The organism is Desulfovibrio desulfopostgatei, assembly GCF_053570645.1.
The window spans coordinates 2,677,062-2,693,446 of record NZ_JBRBQS010000002.1 but is presented as its reverse complement, the minus strand read 5'-3'; the positions used below and the strand labels follow the sequence as shown (position 1 = coordinate 2,693,446).

At 58.7% G+C, this 16,385-nt stretch carries 16 protein-coding genes; 8 read left to right on the top strand and 8 right to left on the bottom strand.

Annotated elements, in window-relative coordinates:
• Positions 1-116: 116 nt before the first annotated feature.
• The 4 genes from rsfS to ACUZ9Q_RS11825 all read left to right on the top strand — a co-directional run bounded on the left by rsfS (position 117) and on the right by ACUZ9Q_RS11825 (position 4,307).
• Positions 117-530 (top strand): ribosome silencing factor, encoded by a 414-nt coding sequence (gene rsfS / locus ACUZ9Q_RS11840; RefSeq protein ID WP_192113258.1) that lies wholly within the window; start codon positions 117-119, stop codon positions 528-530.
• Complete coding sequence (gene gpmI, locus ACUZ9Q_RS11835; protein WP_449248140.1) at positions 527-2,083, top strand: 2,3-bisphosphoglycerate-independent phosphoglycerate mutase; 1,557 nt, start codon at positions 527-529, stop codon at positions 2,081-2,083. The genes rsfS and gpmI overlap by 4 nt, the downstream gene beginning before the upstream one ends.
• Entirely contained in the window at positions 2,076-2,318 is a 243-nt protein-coding gene (locus tag ACUZ9Q_RS11830; RefSeq protein ID WP_022659449.1) for a hypothetical protein, read from the top strand. The genes gpmI and ACUZ9Q_RS11830 overlap by 8 nt, the downstream gene beginning before the upstream one ends.
• A 432-nt stretch (positions 2,319-2,750) precedes the next feature.
• A complete protein-coding gene (locus ACUZ9Q_RS11825; RefSeq protein WP_449247925.1) occupies positions 2,751-4,307 on the top strand; it encodes an outer membrane homotrimeric porin in 1,557 nt (518 codons plus the stop codon).
• Positions 4,308-4,694: 387 nt separating this feature from the next.
• Here ACUZ9Q_RS11825 and pstA read toward each other — a convergent pair whose 3' ends face one another.
• The 3 genes from pstA to ACUZ9Q_RS11810 all read right to left on the bottom strand — a co-directional run bounded on the left by pstA (position 4,695) and on the right by ACUZ9Q_RS11810 (position 7,538).
• Positions 4,695-5,513: a phosphate ABC transporter permease PstA gene (pstA, locus tag ACUZ9Q_RS11820; protein WP_192113399.1), complete on the bottom strand. Its 819-nt coding sequence runs from the start codon at positions 5,511-5,513 to the stop codon at positions 4,695-4,697.
• A 231-nt stretch (positions 5,514-5,744) separates the two neighbouring features.
• Complete coding sequence (gene pstC, locus ACUZ9Q_RS11815) at positions 5,745-6,635, bottom strand: phosphate ABC transporter permease subunit PstC (RefSeq protein WP_192113260.1); 891 nt, start codon at positions 6,633-6,635, stop codon at positions 5,745-5,747.
• Positions 6,636-6,719: 84 nt separating this feature from the next.
• On the bottom strand, positions 6,720-7,538 hold the full coding sequence (locus ACUZ9Q_RS11810; protein ID WP_449247924.1) for a PstS family phosphate ABC transporter substrate-binding protein: 819 nt from the start codon (positions 7,536-7,538) through the stop codon (positions 6,720-6,722).
• Positions 7,539-7,784: 246 nt separating this feature from the next.
• Here ACUZ9Q_RS11810 and ACUZ9Q_RS11805 point away from each other — a divergent pair, with 246 nt between their 5' ends.
• The 4 genes from ACUZ9Q_RS11805 to phoU all read left to right on the top strand — a co-directional run bounded on the left by ACUZ9Q_RS11805 (position 7,785) and on the right by phoU (position 12,184).
• Positions 7,785-8,462: a response regulator gene (locus ACUZ9Q_RS11805; protein WP_022659455.1), complete on the top strand. Its 678-nt coding sequence runs from the start codon at positions 7,785-7,787 to the stop codon at positions 8,460-8,462.
• A 145-nt stretch (positions 8,463-8,607) separates the two neighbouring features.
• Entirely contained in the window at positions 8,608-10,497 is a 1,890-nt protein-coding gene (locus ACUZ9Q_RS11800; protein ID WP_192113262.1) for a sensor histidine kinase, read from the top strand.
• Positions 10,494-11,249 (top strand): phosphate ABC transporter ATP-binding protein PstB, encoded by a 756-nt coding sequence (gene pstB / locus ACUZ9Q_RS11795; RefSeq protein WP_022659457.1) that lies wholly within the window; start codon positions 10,494-10,496, stop codon positions 11,247-11,249. Before ACUZ9Q_RS11800 ends, pstB begins: the two co-directional genes overlap by 4 nt.
• Before the next feature lie 107 nt (positions 11,250-11,356).
• Positions 11,357-12,184, top strand: a complete 828-nt coding sequence (gene phoU, locus ACUZ9Q_RS11790) for a phosphate signaling complex protein PhoU (protein WP_192113263.1) — start codon at positions 11,357-11,359, stop codon at positions 12,182-12,184.
• An 83-nt stretch (positions 12,185-12,267) separates the two neighbouring features.
• Here the strand turns inward: phoU and dapA are convergent, their stop codons facing one another.
• The 5 genes from dapA to prfB form a co-directional block, all read right to left on the bottom strand.
• The gene (gene dapA / locus ACUZ9Q_RS11785; protein WP_022659460.1) at positions 12,268-13,146 is read right to left on the bottom strand and encodes a 4-hydroxy-tetrahydrodipicolinate synthase; all 879 of its coding nucleotides are present in this window, start codon (positions 13,144-13,146) and stop codon (positions 12,268-12,270) included.
• Positions 13,147-13,262: 116 nt separating this feature from the next.
• Positions 13,263-13,538: an HU family DNA-binding protein gene (locus tag ACUZ9Q_RS11780; protein ID WP_022659461.1), complete on the bottom strand. Its 276-nt coding sequence runs from the start codon at positions 13,536-13,538 to the stop codon at positions 13,263-13,265.
• A gap of 114 nt (positions 13,539-13,652) precedes the next feature.
• On the bottom strand, positions 13,653-14,465 hold the full coding sequence (locus ACUZ9Q_RS11775) for a MinD/ParA family protein (protein ID WP_022659462.1): 813 nt from the start codon (positions 14,463-14,465) through the stop codon (positions 13,653-13,655).
• Entirely contained in the window at positions 14,465-15,262 is a 798-nt protein-coding gene (locus ACUZ9Q_RS11770; RefSeq protein ID WP_449247923.1) for a GGDEF domain-containing protein, read from the bottom strand. The genes ACUZ9Q_RS11775 and ACUZ9Q_RS11770 overlap by 1 nt, the downstream gene beginning before the upstream one ends.
• Positions 15,246-16,359 (bottom strand): peptide chain release factor 2 gene (gene prfB / locus ACUZ9Q_RS11765; RefSeq protein ID WP_192113265.1). Its coding sequence is split into 2 segments (ribosomal slippage): positions 15,246-16,283 and positions 16,285-16,359, totalling 1,113 coding nucleotides; the frame shifts between segments, so codons are not numbered across the junction. Before prfB ends, ACUZ9Q_RS11770 begins: the two co-directional genes overlap by 17 nt.
• Positions 16,360-16,385 lie beyond the last annotated feature (26 nt).

The window sequence follows — 16,385 nt, the reverse complement described above, 5'->3', positions numbered from 1 at the left end:
TGCCGCAATGCGCTGGCGCGGTCAATACGGATTGGCGCGATTTTGCGCCCGTTTCAGCGCGCTGGCGGCTTGCAGCGCCATTGCTCTTGCCCCGTCTTTACGTTATGTGCAGGGGTATGGAAAACAACACTCCTTCTTCACCTGCAGGGGGCACTGCCCCCAAGCGTTATTCGGATGTCCCCCTGGAAGAAAAGCTGGCGGACGTGGTCACCTGGCTTGAAGAGCACAAGGCCGCGCGCGTGGTCAGCATAGATATGGCCGGGCAGGGCGGCTTTGCCGAGGCTCTGGTCATTGCCAGCGCTGGTTCGGTGCGCCACGCACAGAGCCTCGCCGATGGCGTGGGCGAACTTTGCCGCCAGCGCAATTTTGAATATCTGCGTATGGAAGGCTACACCGCCGGCCAGTGGATTCTGGTGGACATGAACGACATTGTCGTCAACGTCTTTCTGGAGCCGGTGCGCGAGCTTTACGGCCTTGAGGCCCTGTGGGGCAAGGCTGCATCACTGGCCGAAGCCCGAAGCGGGGAATAATCATGACGCCCACGCTCTTGCTGATTCTTGACGGCTGGGGAATTGCCGAGCCGGGGCCCGGCAACGCGCCCTATGTTGCAGCTACACCCAATATGGATGCGCTCGTCGCGCGCTGCCCTCATTCCCAACTGGCGGCCTCCGGGCGCGATGTGGGGCTGCCGCGCGGCTACATGGGCAATTCCGAGGTGGGGCATCTGAACATCGGCGCAGGCCGCGTGGTGTATCAGGACATGACCCGCATCGACGTGGCGCTGGAAGACGGCAGCTTTGCCGCCAATCCGGTACTCAACGGGCTGCTTGAATCAATTCGCAAGAGCGGCGGCAAGCTGCATCTGGCGGGGCTGCTTTCTGATGGCGGTGTGCACAGTCACATCCATCATCTTGAAGCCCTGTGCGGCATGGCCCATAAGGCAGGGGTGCCTGTGCGCATCCACTGCCTCATGGATGGGCGCGACCGCGACCCGCACAGCGGCGTGGATTTCATGCGCGCACTGCAAAAAAGCATTGAAGGGCAACCCAAGACGCGCGTCGCCAGCATGGTGGGCCGTTTTTTTGCCATGGATCGCGACAAGCACTGGGAGCGCCTTGCGGAAGCATGGGAAGTGATCGTTCACGGCATCCCTGCAACCACACTTGCGCCCGTAGCGGCCATTGAAGCCTCTTACGCGGCTGGCATCACAGACGAGTTCATCAAACCCCTGTGTTTTGCTGTGGGCGATGATGCCGGTATGGCCGATGGCGACGGTCTGTTCATGTTCAACTTCCGCGCAGACCGCATGCGCCAGTTTACCCAGGCTTTTATTCAGCCGGGGTTTGACGGTTTTGACCGTGGCCGCGTTCCGGCTCTGGCCGGGGTTGCTTCCATGACCGCCTATGAATCAAGCTTCAATATACCCGTGGCCTTTCCCAAGGAGGCCGTGAGCATGGGGCTTGGCGAGGTGGTTTCCCGGCAAGGGCTGAAGCAGCTGCGCCTGGCGGAGACGGAAAAATACGCGCACGTTACCTACTTTTTCAACGGTGGGCTTGAAGAGCCTTTTGCTGGTGAGGATCGCATTCTTGTGCCGTCCCCCCGCGAGGTGAAAACCTACGATCAAAAGCCCTCCATGAGCGCCGTTGAAGTGACGGACAAGTTTGTGGAAGCCTGGAATTCCGGCGTGTACGATCTTGTGGTCTGCAATCTCGCCAATGGCGACATGGTGGGCCATACGGGCATTCTTCAGGCTGCGGTCAACGCATGCGAAGTGGTTGACGCCTGCCTGGGGCGCATGGTCGCCGCAGTGGAGGCCCGCAAGGGCCGTATGATTGTCATTGCCGACCACGGCAACTGCGAAAAAATGCTCACGCCCGAAGGGCAGCCCCACACGGCCCACACCACCAATCCTGTTCCCTGCATTCTGCTGGAGCCGGATGGAAAGGTGCGCACTCTGGCAGACGGCAGGCTGGCCGATGTGGCCACCACCATTCTTGGTCTTTGGGGGATGCCGCCTTCTGAACTGATGACCGGCCGCAATCTGGCCGCGCCACAAAATGAAGGGGAGGCCAGCCGTGGCTGAGCGCAAGCGACCCGTCCAGCCTGTTGCGCCTGACGGGATGGAAATCCTGTTTTTTTATCAGTGCCCCAACTGCGGCAAGCACGTGCCGCAAGCCAGCCCAACGGAGCCTCGCATGGTGCGTTGCCCTGGCTGTTCGCAGTCCTTTCCCATTATCCCGGTTGACGAGCACAGCCTGCACTATGTGCGCATCATGCTGGCAGAGGGCAAGGCTGCCGCTGATCCTGATTTTCTGTAAGTTGAATTACAGGTAATTTCTGATTTTTGGGTGAGCCCGTGGCCCGCCCCTGTTCATGATGCAGCGATGCTGGCGATGAACAGGGGCGGGCTTTTGCGTGTGAACCTGCCTCCTTTAAGATGATGAGGCTTTTTTACCCTGCAAAAAATTTGAACGCATACTTGCGGCAAGTCCGTCCAGAGAGCTTTGGCCAAGAATGCAGGGTGAATGGCTTCCTGTATAGCAACGCCCGCGGTTTTAGATCGGTAGAATGAAGGACTTGGCATTGCCTGTATGGCATTTTAGCGTCATATTTCTGCCATTGTGACAGTCTGGTAAAAATTTTTTGACGAAAACGGTTGCCTTCATCCATGATTCTGGGTATGTTTTCTCAGCCTGTGTTGGAGCAGGCCTGTGTCAACCCTGTGGGAAAAACTAGAGAGGAAGGGATTTATGAAACGCATCTGTACGCTTATCCTGGCCGCCGGCCTGGTGTTCGGCGCGGCCACCGGTGCCAGCGCCATTGATTTCAAGGCCAAGGGCCAGTGGCTCATGGGCTTCGGCGTGGGCACTGACAGCCCTGTCAGCAAAATTTCGAAGAATGGCAACAAGACCAAGGCCGACAATACCGACACCTTTGACGCTCAGCAGCGCGTGCGCTTGCAGTTGGACGCCGTAGCTTCTGAAGCCCTGTCCGGCACCGTGTACTTTGAAATCGGCACGCAGAAGTGGGGCAAGAGCGATAACGGCGGCGCCCTCGGCGCTGACGGCAACAACCAGGTTCGTGTGAAAAACGCCTACATCGACTGGGCTATCCCCCAGACCGATGCCAAGGTGCGCATGGGTATCCAGGGTCTTGCCCTGCCTAACACCTATGCTGGTGGCTCCGCTGTCATGGATACCGACGTGGCCGCTGTTGTCGGTTCTTACAAGTTCAACGAAAACGTCAGCATGACCGCTTTCTGGGCGCGTCCCTTCAACGATAACTTCAATGGCAAGGATGCTCGCTACAGCAACAACCATGCGAACTATCTTGACAACATGGATCTGTTTGGCGTGACCGCTCCCCTGACCTTTGACGGTGTGAATCTCACGCCTTGGGTTATGTACGGCATACTGGGCAAGAACACCCTGACCAACTATGTTGACAACACTGATGATGGTGTAGACAACGGCTCCTATAGCAATATCGGCAGCCGTGACGGCAACCCCCCCTATACTTTGCTGCCCTTCCCCGTCGCTTCCAATCCTAGCAGCCTTGGCGGCACCAGCAAGGCTTACGGCTCCATGTTCTGGGCCGGTCTGCCCCTGGCTGTGACCATGTTCGATCCGTTGAACATCGAACTGGACATCAACTACGGCTATGTTGAAGGCATGGGCCGTTATGATGTGCAGAAGGGCCAGGGCGGCGACATGGTTCGCGGCAGCACCCAGCGTCAGGGCTGGCTGGCCAAGGCCCTTGTTGAATACAAGATGGATTGGGCCACCCCCGGTCTGTTCGGCTGGTACGCTTCCGGCGATGACGGCAGCGTGAAGAACGGTTCCGAGCGCATGCCTTCCCTGGTGCCCACCGGCAACTTCACCTCCTACATGGGCGACGGCAACTACGGCTGGCTGCGTCAGGACTACGGCGTTGACTATGCCGGTACCTGGGGCATCGGCGCCCAGTTGAAGGACATGAGCTTCCTGGAAGACCTGAAGCACACCTTCCGTCTGGCCTACTGGGGCGGCACCAACAGCACCAGCATGGTTAAATACATGAGCTCTGCCTATGCCTGGACTGAAGGCGTGGGCGCTGCCACCGTGCCTTACCTGACCACCAAGGACGGCCTTGTGGAATTCAACCTCGTGAACTCCTACAAGATCTATCAGAACCTGGAAATGAACCTGGAACTGGACTACCTGGTCAACTGCATGGACAACAGCACCTGGAAGAAGGCCAACACTCCCAGCTCGTTCAGCAAGCAGGACATGTGGAAGGCTCAGGTTACCTTCGCGTACAGCTTCTAATCCAAGCGCAACCGTCTGCGGACGGCTTGATACGCATTCAAAGGGAGGCCTTCGGGCCTCCCTTTTTGCGTCTGCGCCAAGGCTGTTCTTTGAGCGATGGCTCTGGCTGTCTGCCCCGCATAAAGCTGTCGGCAGCAGTTCGGCTGTGGATCGCAGTAGGCAGAAGCGCAAGACCGCGTGCCTTTTCGTAAGGCTGACACCCTCTCAGCTTGTCTTTACAGCGGATAGAACGAATCCAAGCCCGCCGGATGGGCAGCCATGCAGCAGCTTGCCCCTTGCCTTTAGCCCTCGTGGCAGGATCAATACGACCAGAGCCCGCTCGCGCGGGCTCTGACAGAGAGGAGGGAAGGAGAGGGTATTGGAGTTTGGAGGAGGGAGGGTGTGAGATTAGTGACGCTTCTGCAACCTGTCTCGCAGGATGATGGCAAGCAGGTTCATGCCCAGTACCAGCAAGAGCAGCACGAGGCCGGTGCCGTATTGCAGGGGGCGGGTCTTGTCGATTTCCGTGCCTGCCGTGGCAAGAACATACATATGGTAGGGAAGCGCCATGACCGGGCTGAATATGGAATCCGGCCCCTTGGGCATATAGAATACCGAGGCCGTAAACATGATGGCGGCGGTTTCGCCCGCGGCGCGCGCCACACCAAGAATGGCCCCAGTGAGCATGCCGGGCAGCGCACTTGGCAAAATAACGCGGGCAATCGTCTGCGATTTGGTTGCGCCCAGAGCAAGCGAGGCCTCGCGGTACGTGTCCGGCACGTTACGCAACGCTTCCTCGGCTGTACCGATAATAACCGGCAAGGTCAGAACCGCAAGGGTAAGCACGCCAGAAACAATACTAACGCCAAATCCGCAGAAGGTAACAAAAAACGAAAGCCCGAACAGGCCAAAAACAACAGAAGGCACACCCGCGAGGTTGTTGACCCCCAGCCGCACAAAGCGGGCAAAGGCGTTGCGTTTGGCGTATTCATTGAGGTACACGGCGGAGGCCACGCCCAGAGGAAAAGCCAGCAGCAGCGAACCCAGTGAAAGAATCGCCGTGCCAATGATGCAGGGGAAGATGCCGCCCTGGGTCATCATCTGGCGGGGGGGCTCGGTCAGGAACGACCAGCTTAAGGCAGGTAAACCGTTTTGCAGCAAAAAGGCGCATACGGCCAGCAGTGCCAGCACGTTGCAGGCGGCAATCGCGCGCAACAGCCAGAACATGAAGGTCTGGTACTGCCCGCGGCCCTTGCCGCTGGCAAATTGTAGGCGCACGCCTTCTTCACGCGGCGGTTCTTCTGCATCGTGGTGTTTGAGGTCTGCTTCCAGAGGGCGCGGCGTTAGCTTGATGCTCGGCCCGGTGGAAGGAACAGGGGTAAGGCGGCTGGTGGCTGACATGGATTTTTCCTCGTTCTGAACTGGCGTCATACTGCGCAACCTTGCAACACTGTGCGTTTACAGGCTGGAGGTTCCCACCTGACGGTGTTTCTCGGCTATGTATCCGGCGGCCAGATTGAAGGCCAGCGTCAGGAAAAAGAGCACAATGCCAATGGCAAAAAGCGCGTGGTAGTGCTCGCTGCGGAAGGCGGCCTCCGCCATCTCGGCGGCAATACTGGCAGGCATGGGCCGCACCGGATCGAGCAGCGAGGTGGGGATGATGCCCGCTCCGCCAGCAACCATCAGTACTACCATGGTTTCACCGATGGCGCGCGACATGCCGAGCATCACAGCCGTGCCTATGCCCGAAAGAGCGGCAGGAATAACCACTCGCACAGTTGTCTGCCAGCGTGTCGCGCCCAGTGCCAGCGAGGCCTCGCGCAGGTCGCGCGGCACGCCGAACAGGGCATCTTCAGACACGGAGCAGATGGTCGGCACGCTCATGAGCGCCAGCACCAGCGAGGCATTGAGCAGATTCAGCCCTGTGGCCGCGTCCAGAAAATCCTGCAAGAAAGGCGCAAGCACCACCATGCCCAGAAAGCCCAGCACAACCGAGGGCAATGCCGCCAGCAGCTCCACAAAGGGCTTGATGATGCGGCGCACGTTGGGGTGGGCGATTTCCGTCAGGTAAACCGCTGTCAGTACCCCCATGGGCACCGCCAGCAGAGACGAAAGTACCGTCACCGCCAGAGAGGCAACCAGCAGGGGAAATATGCCGAACAATCCCGGTTCCTCAGTGGGATACCAGAGGTGCCCAAACAGAAAATTGAGGAAGGGGTATTCGCTGAAAAGCGGCAGACCTTCCATGAAGAGAAAAATGACAATACCAGCCAGAGCCAGCAGCGAACTGCCTGCCATGGTGGTAAGGGTGACGCGCACCGCTTTTTCCTTGATGTCTCTGGAGCGCATTGCGCTTTCTCCCCGGCGGGTGCGGGAGGCTCATGCCTTCCCGCTCCGCCGATGCTGTGGGTGTAACGCGGGTAGTAAGTCTACCTACTTGCCCAGGGGCACATAACCCACTTCAAGCACGTTCTTCTGGCCCTTGCCGGGATCCAGCAGGTAATCCACAAAGGCCTTGGCGCCGCCAGCAGGCGCGCCGTTGGTGAAGACAAAAAGTTCGCGGGCGATAGGCCACTGCTTGGAAAGGGCGGTCTGGGCGGTGGCGGTCACATCATTGACCTTGAGGCCCTTGGTGGACTTGTCGAGATAGCCAAGGCCAACGTAGCCGATGGCGTTCTTGTTTTTGGAAATGGCCTGCACCACGGCGCCGTTGGAAGCCTGCATGAGAGCGGCGGGGTTAACGCGCTCTTCCTTCATGATAAGTTCCTGCCAGCATTCAAAGGTACCGGAGGACGTATCGCGGGAGATGACAACGATCTTGCCGTCCTGGCCGCCAATTTCCTTCCAGTTGGTGATCTTGCCGGCATAGATGTCGCGCAGTTGGGCAGTGGTGAGGGCGGCAACCGGGTTGGCGGGGTTGACCACAGGCACGATGGCGTCAATAGCAACAACAACGCGGTTGGGGGTCACGCCGTTTTTCTTGGCGGCTTCAACTTCCTTTTCCTTGATGTCGCGCGAGCTCATGGCGATGTCGCACTGCTTTTCAATGAGGGCCTTGATGCCGTTGCCGGAACCGCCGCCGGAAATGCTCAGTTCCACATCGGGGTGGGAGGCCATGAAAGCTTCGCCAGCTTTCTGAACCACAGGAAGAACCGTGGTGGAACCGTTGATGACGACCTGTTGGGCAGCCATGGCAGGAGCGCTGAGGCTCAGAACCGTGAGGGCAGTGGCGAGCAGTTTTCCGATAGACATGGATTTTCTCCTTGGTTTCTGGTGTTGGTGCCGGGGCGTTTCCCGGTACGTTTCTCTTTTTGCCCGCCTCTGTTACAAAAATATGACGAAACGCAGAAGACTGCGTGAAGCTGCAATATGCGCAACTAACATGCTGAAATGTTGCAGATTGTTTAAATTGTTTTTCGTCACGCAATTGTAACATGCCCTCCATCAGTTTGGCGCACAAAGCCGCTGTACTCTGTTTGCGTCATAGAGGTGAAACATATGAGCCAGCAAATACTGATAGTTGAAGACGAAGCCGACATTCGTGAACTTTTGCGTTTCAATCTTGAGCGCGAGGGATTCACAGTGCATGAAGCCGCCGATGGCACACAGGGCCTGGCCCTTGCCCGGCAGCATACCCCCGACCTGGTGCTTCTTGATGTGATGCTGCCGGGTGTGGATGGATTTGAAGTGTGCCGCCGTCTTGGCGCGCAGGCTGAAACCTCCCACATCCCGGTGCTCATGCTCACCGCACGTGGTGAAGAAGTGGACCGGGTGGTGGGGCTGAGTCTTGGTGCCGATGATTATGTGGTCAAACCCTTCAGCGTCCGTGAGCTGATGCTGCGGGTCAAGGCAGTGCTACGACGCGGCGGGCGCAAGGTTGAAAGCCCTGTGCTTGAGCGGCATGGCATACGCCTGCGCACCGAGGCGCATTCCGCCGAAGTGGAAGGCGAATTGCTGAACCTCACGGCTACAGAATTCCGACTGCTTGAAGACCTGCTGCGGCATGCCGGATCAGTCCGCACCCGGGAGCAGCTCCTCAACAACGTGTGGGGCTATTCCTTTGAAGGCTATGCCCGAACCGTGGATACCCATGTGCGCAGGCTGCGCGCCAAACTGGGCGAGGCGGCTCCCATGCTGGAGACTGTGCGCGGCGTTGGCTACCGCATCAAGGAATAAGGGCGCAGAGGCGGGAGCCGGGCAGTGCGCCTACGGTGGCGGGGCGTCTGGCTAATGGTAGACTGCGTTATCGTTTGATCGTTTTGAGGCTGCACATCTTCAAAATGTAATTGCCCACGACAGCATGTTACGAGCGAGAAAAACCATGCTTTCTTTCAGAACACGAATTTTTTGCAGCGTGCTTGCCGCAGCGCTCATTGCTTCGGGAATTGCCGTTTATTACGGCAGAGCTTCCTTTGAGCAGAGTCAGGTTGACGCGGCGCGCGAAAGACTGTTGCGCGAAACGACGCTGTCTGCCGCTATTCTTGACAAGACAGGGGCGAATCCTGAAGGTCTGCGCGAACTCGCGGCCATATTGCAAATGCCTCAGGAACGGCTCTCGCTCCTTGACAACAGCGGCAACGTGCTGGCCGACACCGCGCCGGGCGCGCAGCCGGTTTCCAAGCTCGACAACCATGCAGACAGGCCGGAGGTACGGGCTGCCATGCAGGGCGGGCAGGGGTATTCTGTGCGTTCGAGCGGAACTCTGGGTACAGATATGGCGTATGCCGCGGTGCGCGTAAATGATGCGCGGCTACTGCGCATTGCCTTGCCGCTGAACAACCTGCAACAGGAAATCGAAAGCCGCGTGGCCGTATTTACCAGAATCGGCATTGTGACGCTGGTGCTCTCGCTGATTCTTGCGGGTCTGCTCTCCGGCGCGTTGCGCAATTCGCTTTCACAGATGGTCTCTGTGGTGGAAGCCATCTCCTTGGGGAATTTTCAGAGGCGTTTACGGCGCATTCCCGGCAGGGAGTTTGCCCCGCTGGCTGAAGCCGTAAACCGCATGGCCGAAAATATTGAAGACCATGTCCGCACGGCTGCGGAGCAGACAGCACAGCTTGAAAGCATACTGGAAACCATGAGCGATGGCGTGCTGGTGCTGGGCCCGCATGGGCGCATCCGCCGCTGTAACCGGGCATTGGCTCGTGAATTTCCTGCTGCGGCATCGGCCTTGGGCGCGCAGGTGGTGGAGGTTATTCCATCCCCGCAGTTGCAGGCCGCTGTGGATGCGGCCATGGCCGCCTGCCCCGTGCCAGGTTCTGTGTCAGGTTCCGTGCCCAGCTCTGGGGCAGGCCATGCAGACGCCGCACAAAACAGTGGTGCTCCCTCTGCGGAGCATGAAGGCGCTGCCGCTGGCGAAGAGCCAACGCTCAATCGCGAGCAGTGGTATCTGCAACTGGAGCTTTCGTCCGGTCAGGTCATGTCGGTATGCATTTCCCGCCCCTGCGGCCTTGAGCATCTGGGCCAGACAGGCGTGGGCGCGGTGGCGGTATTCCACGATATTACAGAGCTTATGCGGCTGGAGCGCGTGCGCCGCGATTTTGTGGCCAATGTGTCGCATGAGCTGCGCACCCCGCTGACGGCCATTCAGGGCTATGCCGAAACCCTCATCAGCCTGGATGCCTCGCCCGAATGCCGCCGCTTTGGCGAAATAATTCTGAAGCACGGGGTTTGCCTGAGCCGCATGGTGGACGATCTGCTCACCCTTGCCCGGCTGGAGGGCAAGACAGGCAGCCTGGAACTCAGCCCCACGGATCCACGTGATGCAGTATCGCAGGCCGCGGGCATGTGCCGCGAAATGCTTGAGCGCCGTAAGTGTTCGGTTGTTGTGGATATCCCCGAAGATTGCCGCGTCATGGCAAGCCAGCCGCATCTGGCGCAGGTTTTCAGAAACCTTATTGAAAACGCGGGCCGTTACGCGCCGGAAGGCGGAGATGTTCGCATCAGCGCGCGCGTGAGCGGCCCGGATGTGGTTTTCCGCGTGGTGGACGACGGCCCCGGTATTCCCAAGGCTGATCTGGAGCGCATTTTTGAACGCTTTTATCAGGTGGAGCGGCACAGGGGCCAGGCAACTACCGGTCTTGGACTGGCCATCTGCAAGCATATTGTTGAACGGCACGGTGGCCGCATCCGGGCGGAAAGCCCGGCGCAAGACGGCAGCACGGCTCTTGTTTTCACCCTATCTTCCGTTTACGGAGCGGCACTTTCATGAACGAGCATCTGCTGGCACGCAACGTCAGTGTATACTACGGGCAAAACAAGGCCCTGCACGAAGTAAGCCTGAATTTTGAGCCGCGCAGGGTCACGGCCCTGATTGGCCCCTCGGGCTGTGGCAAATCAACCTTTCTGCGTTGTCTTAACCGCATGAACGACCTTGTTCCCGGCGCGCGCGTTGAAGGCGAAATCCTTCTGGATGGTCAGGACGTGAACCGTCCCGATACGGATGTGGTTTCGCTGCGCTGCCGTGTGGGCATGGTGTTTCAAAAGCCCAATCCCTTCCCCAAAACCATTTACGAAAACGTGGCCTACGGCTTGCGCGTCAATGGCTTGCGGGACGAAAGCCTGATTGCCGAAAAGGTGGAGCTTTCCCTGCGCAGGGCCGCCATTTTTGAAGAAGTCAAAGACCGCCTGCAAAGCCCGGCGCTTGGGCTTTCCGGCGGGCAGCAGCAGCGCCTGTGCATTGCCCGTGCCCTGGCTGTGGAGCCGGAGGTGCTGCTCATGGACGAACCCGCCAGCGCCCTTGATCCCATTGCCACGCAAAAGATTGAAGAAAGCATCCGCGAACTGCGCGAATCGCTTTCCATCATCATTGTTACGCACAACATGCAACAGGCTGCCCGCGTTTCTGACTACACGGCATTTTTTTACATGGGCAGGCTTATTGAACACAACGCAACGGATGTCATGTTCACCAGACCGGCCAAAAAGCAGACGGAAGATTATATTACAGGCCGTTTTGGCTAACCGCCTGCTCTCGCAGCCGTCAGGACGTCATGTTCAAGCGCTGCCAGCGCGCCGCAGAGAGCGCAGGGCAGTTCACATTCAAGCGTAATTGTTCCGGGAGAACGATCATGCAGCAACAGGCCAATTATTTGCAACAACTGCTCGTATCACTGCGCACCAGGCTGCTGGTCATGTGCGCCAGCGTGGGCATTGCCCTGGAAGACGCCGGCAAGGCCATGGCGGCAGGTGACCCGGGCCGCGCAGCATCCGTCATTGAAAACGATGCAGCCATTGACGCTCTGGAAAATGAAATTGACGAGATGGCCCTGCAACTGCTTGCCCGCACACAGCCCGTTGCCGGAGATCTGCGTTTTGTGGTCAGTGCCCTGCGTATGGTGGTTGACCTTGAGCGTATTGGCGACGAGGCCGTGAGCATGGCCGAGCAGGCTATTTTGATGCAGGACAAGCCGGGCTTTGGGGTGATTCCCCATGTGCGCGAAATGTACTACAAGGCCAGCGATGCTTTTGACCGCGCCGTGCGCGTGTTCCGCGAGAACAATGCGCAAGATGCCCTGCATATGCTGCGCGGCGATGAAGAGGCCGTGCAAAGCGAAGTGCGCATCATCCAGCAGATTATGGAAAGCCTTTCTGACCCTGATTCCAGCCTGGATCCCTATCAGGCCATGCACATCATACTTGTGACCCGCTCGCTCACGCGCGTGTGGCGGCGCTCCATCAACATTGCGGAGCAGGTCTATTTTATCAGCCAGGGTGAAAGCGTGAAGCACAAGGGTGATGAACGCGGGGAAGTCGCGCGCGCTACTGGCGATGTCCAGTCAGCCGGTATGGCTGACTCCGCGTCCGGCACATCATCGGTTTCCGCCATGCATGAAGACGCGGACGATGCGGCTGATGATGCGGCAGACGATATAGCTGGCCCAGAAGACCGCGCCTGATATCAGATTTTTGTTGCAGGCTGAACGCAAAAGCCCCCGAACCTGAGAGGTTCGGGGGCTTTGTCATATCTGCTGCAGCAAGGCTAGATGAGGTTCTGCTGGCGCAGCACTTCAATGAGCTTTTGCTTGGTGCCTTCGGCCATGGGGCAGAGGGGCAGGCGGATTTCCGCTTCCATGCGGCCCATGAGCGCAAGCGCTGTCTTGGCCGGAATAGGATTGCTCTCAAAGAACAGGGCATCGTGCAGGGGAAAGAGCGCATGGTGGATACGCGCTGCTTCCTTGAGGTCGCCCTTGTTGAAGGCATTGCACATGGCTGCCACGCGGCCGGGCACAAGATTGGAGGTAACGGAGATGACACCCTTGCCGCCAAGCGCCATGAGGGGCAGAGCGGTAAAGTCGTCGCCGGAGAGAACGCTGAAGTTCTCGGGACAGCTTTCAAGCACGCGGCTGCCCTGAACCAGGTCGCCGGTGGCTTCCTTGACGCCCACAATGTTGGGGAAGTCGCGCGCCATGCGGGCCAGAGTGGCGGGCAGCAGATTGCAACCCGTGCGCCCCGGCACGTTGTAGGGCACCAGGGGCATGTCCACAGCCTGGGCAATGGCCTTGAAGTGCTGGTACAGGCCTTCCTGGGTGGGCTTGTTGTAATAGGGGGTGATGAGCAGCGCGCCGTCGGCCCCGGCCTTTTGCGCAAACTTGGTCAGGCGGATGGCTTCCATGGTATTGTTGGAACCCGCGCCCGCAAGAACCGGAACACGGCCCTTGACCTGATCTATGCATATTTCGATGACCCTTTCGTGTTCCTCGTGGGTCAGGGTGGCGGATTCGCCCGTGGTGCCGCAGGGAACCAGACCGTGAATGCCTTCGCTGATCTGGTGTTCAATAAATGCGCGGTATGCTTCTTCGTCCAGAGCGTTGTTTCTGAACGGGGTTACAAGCGCGGTCAATGCACCTGAAAATTGCATTACAGACTCCTGTGTGTCAGCGCGCTGCAAAAAGCGAACAAAAGCCCGCGCGAAGGTTTGGCCCTCGCAGGCAGGCGGCCCCGCACGGGCCTCAGGTTCGGCAGCGCGTTACAGCCTTACTGATTGATAAATTCTTTCAATTCCTTGCCCGCTCGGAAAAAGGGCAGGCGTTTCGATTCAACAACGACGCTTTCGCCGGTTTTAGGATTGCGGCCGGCGTAGCCTTCGTACTCCTTGATTTTGAAGCTGCCGAAGCCGCGTATTTCAATACGCTCTCCGGAAAGCAGAGATTTTTTCATTGCGTCAAAGAAGGTGTTGACCACCAATGACGCGTCGTCCAGAGGGATGTTGGTTTCGTCGGCCAGTGCCTTGATAAGCTCGCTCTTGTTCATCATGCCTCCGTGACCGCGTTACAAGTTTGCCCAACAGGGCGACAACGTCGGGCATTTATTAGTAATTCAACCCTATACCTTTTTCCAGACAAGGTAAACTGTTTGACAAAAAATCTAGTCCTGAACCGGAACAGGTTGCAAAATGTTGCGCGAGCCAAGCCAGTCAAGCATTCCCAGCCGGATGCGTTGCAAGCGCGAGGCCATATTCTGCAAATCCAGCGCAGCGGGGCTGCCCGGAGAGTGCATCATCAGCGGCTTTTGCAGGCAGACTGCTTCTGGCAATTTTTTGTCGGAGCGCACATGCCCCAGCAAAACAGGCTCTATGTGCAGAAAATGTTTGCACGCGCCGGAAAGTTTGTCGAATGAAGATTTTGCCTCGGCCTGGGAGGTTGCCTGATTGACCAGCACCATGAAGTCGCGCAGGCCGTAGCGGCTGTTAAGCACCTTGATGAGGGCGTAGCTGTCCGTCAGGGATGTGGGTTCGGGCGTGATGACAACGATGCGCACCGAGGCCATGGCGGCAAAGGTCTGCACAGTGCCGGAAATACCCGCGCCTATATCCATGAAGACAAAATCATATTTGTGCAGCACAGGTTCCAGCCGGGAGAGCAGCAGGTCGCGCGCGTCGGGCTGCAGCTCGGTCAATTCCGGCACGCCAGACGCTGCGGGCAGCACGGCAAAGTCCTCGCCATCAATCTGGCAGAGCACGTCCGATACATCGGCTTCGCCCAAAAGGGCCGTCTGGAGGTTGCCTTCCGGCGTAATGCCCAGCAGTACGTCAAGATTCGCAAGACCCAGATCGCAGTCCATCAACAGGGTTTTAAAACCCTGCTGGTGCAGGGCGCAGGCTATATTGAGCGACATGTTTGTTTTGCCCACCCCGCCTTTGCCGCTCAGCAGGGCAACGCTCAATGTCGTATTCGCCATCAGTTTCCCCCAAAGAAGAGAAATCGTTTTTCGCTGGAATGCATAAGGGTGGTTCTGGCGTCCAGGGCAGCGCCACCCGCTATGCAAATGTGGCCGTGCTTTTGGGCCAGAGCCTCGTCCGTGGCCTGTGCGGCCTTGCCCAACAGGGCCTCGGGGGTTGGTCTGCCCCCCTGATCGGCGCAGGCTATGCCCAGGGCGCAATTGGCCTTTGCCGCATGCCTGCCCTTGCTGGCAATGGGAATTTCCGCTGCCCGGACAGCAAAGATTTTTTGTATCTGTTCGGCCATCAGGCGTGCGCGCAGCACGCTGACGCCGGGCAGGAGCAGGGCAAAGCGCCCAAGGCCGGTACAGCCCAGGGTATCGCATTCCTCGCGGCACTGCCGCAGGCAGTCCACAAGCAGCGTTTCCAGCGCCAGTACCGAGGCCTCGTCCAGATGCGTCTTGTCCAAAATAACAGCCTCAATCACCGCCAGATCCCCCCCGGTACGGGAAAGGCGCAACAGTTCGCGGTTTATCTGCACCGTAAACATTTCGGCCATGAGCAGGTGGGCAAGGTGCCCAGGGGCATTGCTGGGGCCACCGCCAAGTTCCGGCAAAAGGCCGGGGTTGGCAGGCAGTGCGCACCAGCGCCCGGTGGGGTAGCGGCGCAAAAATTCCTGCCACCTGCTGACGTTGAAACCCGGCAACAGCCGGGCCACCAGCACAGATTCGCCGCTGCTGCGCGAAGCTGCGCCGTCTGCCTGCCGCAAGGCAAGCAGCTCGTTGGCAAGTGCGTCAAAATCAGCGTTGTTGCTCATGTCGGTGCAGCAGGTAATCGTGTTGGAACTGGTCGATCTGACCGTTCAAAACGCCTTCCACATCTCCGGCTTCGGAGCCGGTGCGGTGATCCTTGACCAGCCTGTAGGGCTGCAAGGTGTACGTGCGGATCTGGCTGCCAAAGGCGATGGCGTCCTTGCCGGCGTATTCCGCCTGTCGTTCCGCATCGCGTTTTTGCAGTTCAATGTTGTACAGGCGGGCGCGCAAAACGCGCATGGCCGTATCCTTGTTGTGGTGCTGCGATTTTTCGTTCTGGCACTGGGCGGAAACACCCGTGGGGATGTGGGTCACGCGCACGGCCGAACTTGTGGTGTTGACGCTTTGCCCGCCGGGGCCGCTGGAGCGGAAAATATCCACGCGGATGTCGGATTCCTTGATGTCCAGCTCGATATCGTTGCCCACGTCGGGGATTACGTCCACAGATGCAAAGGAGGTGTGGCGGCGGCCCGATGAATCGAAAGGCGAAATGCGGATAAGGCGATGGATGCCGCGCTCGCTCTTGAGAAAGCCAAAGGCATGCGGCCCGGCAATGCGCAGGGTAACGCTTTTAACGCCCGCCTCGTCGCCCGGCAGGTAGTCCAGCTCTTCCACTGTGTACTTGTGGCGCGCGGCCCAGCGGGTATACATGCGCAACAGCATTTCGGCCCAGTCCTGCGACTCTGTGCCGCCAGCGCCGGGGTGGATTTCAAGGATGGCGTCCTGATTGTCTTCCTCGCCGGAAAGCAGCATGACAAGCTCGGTTTCGTCCAGCAGGGCGGCAAGATCGCGGTTCTGCTGGTCAAGGGATTCCAGAGCTTCGGGGTCTTCGCTTTCAGAGGCCAGGGCCAGCCATTCGTTCATGTCGTCATGGCAGGTCTTGAGGCGGCTGAGACGCTCGATTTCTTCTTCAAGACGCCGCTTTTCCTGCAAAACAGGGGTCAGCGCTTCAGGATTATCCCATGCGCCGGGGCGGGAAATTTCGTGTTCGATGTCCTGCAGGCGCTTCTGGCTGGCGGCAACGTCAAAGACGCCCCCAGAGGGTGGCGAAACGTTGGGAAAGGGGCTGGCATGCGGCGCGCAGATCACTGAGTTGCAACATTGTGGATACTATGGGGGTTAAGGTGA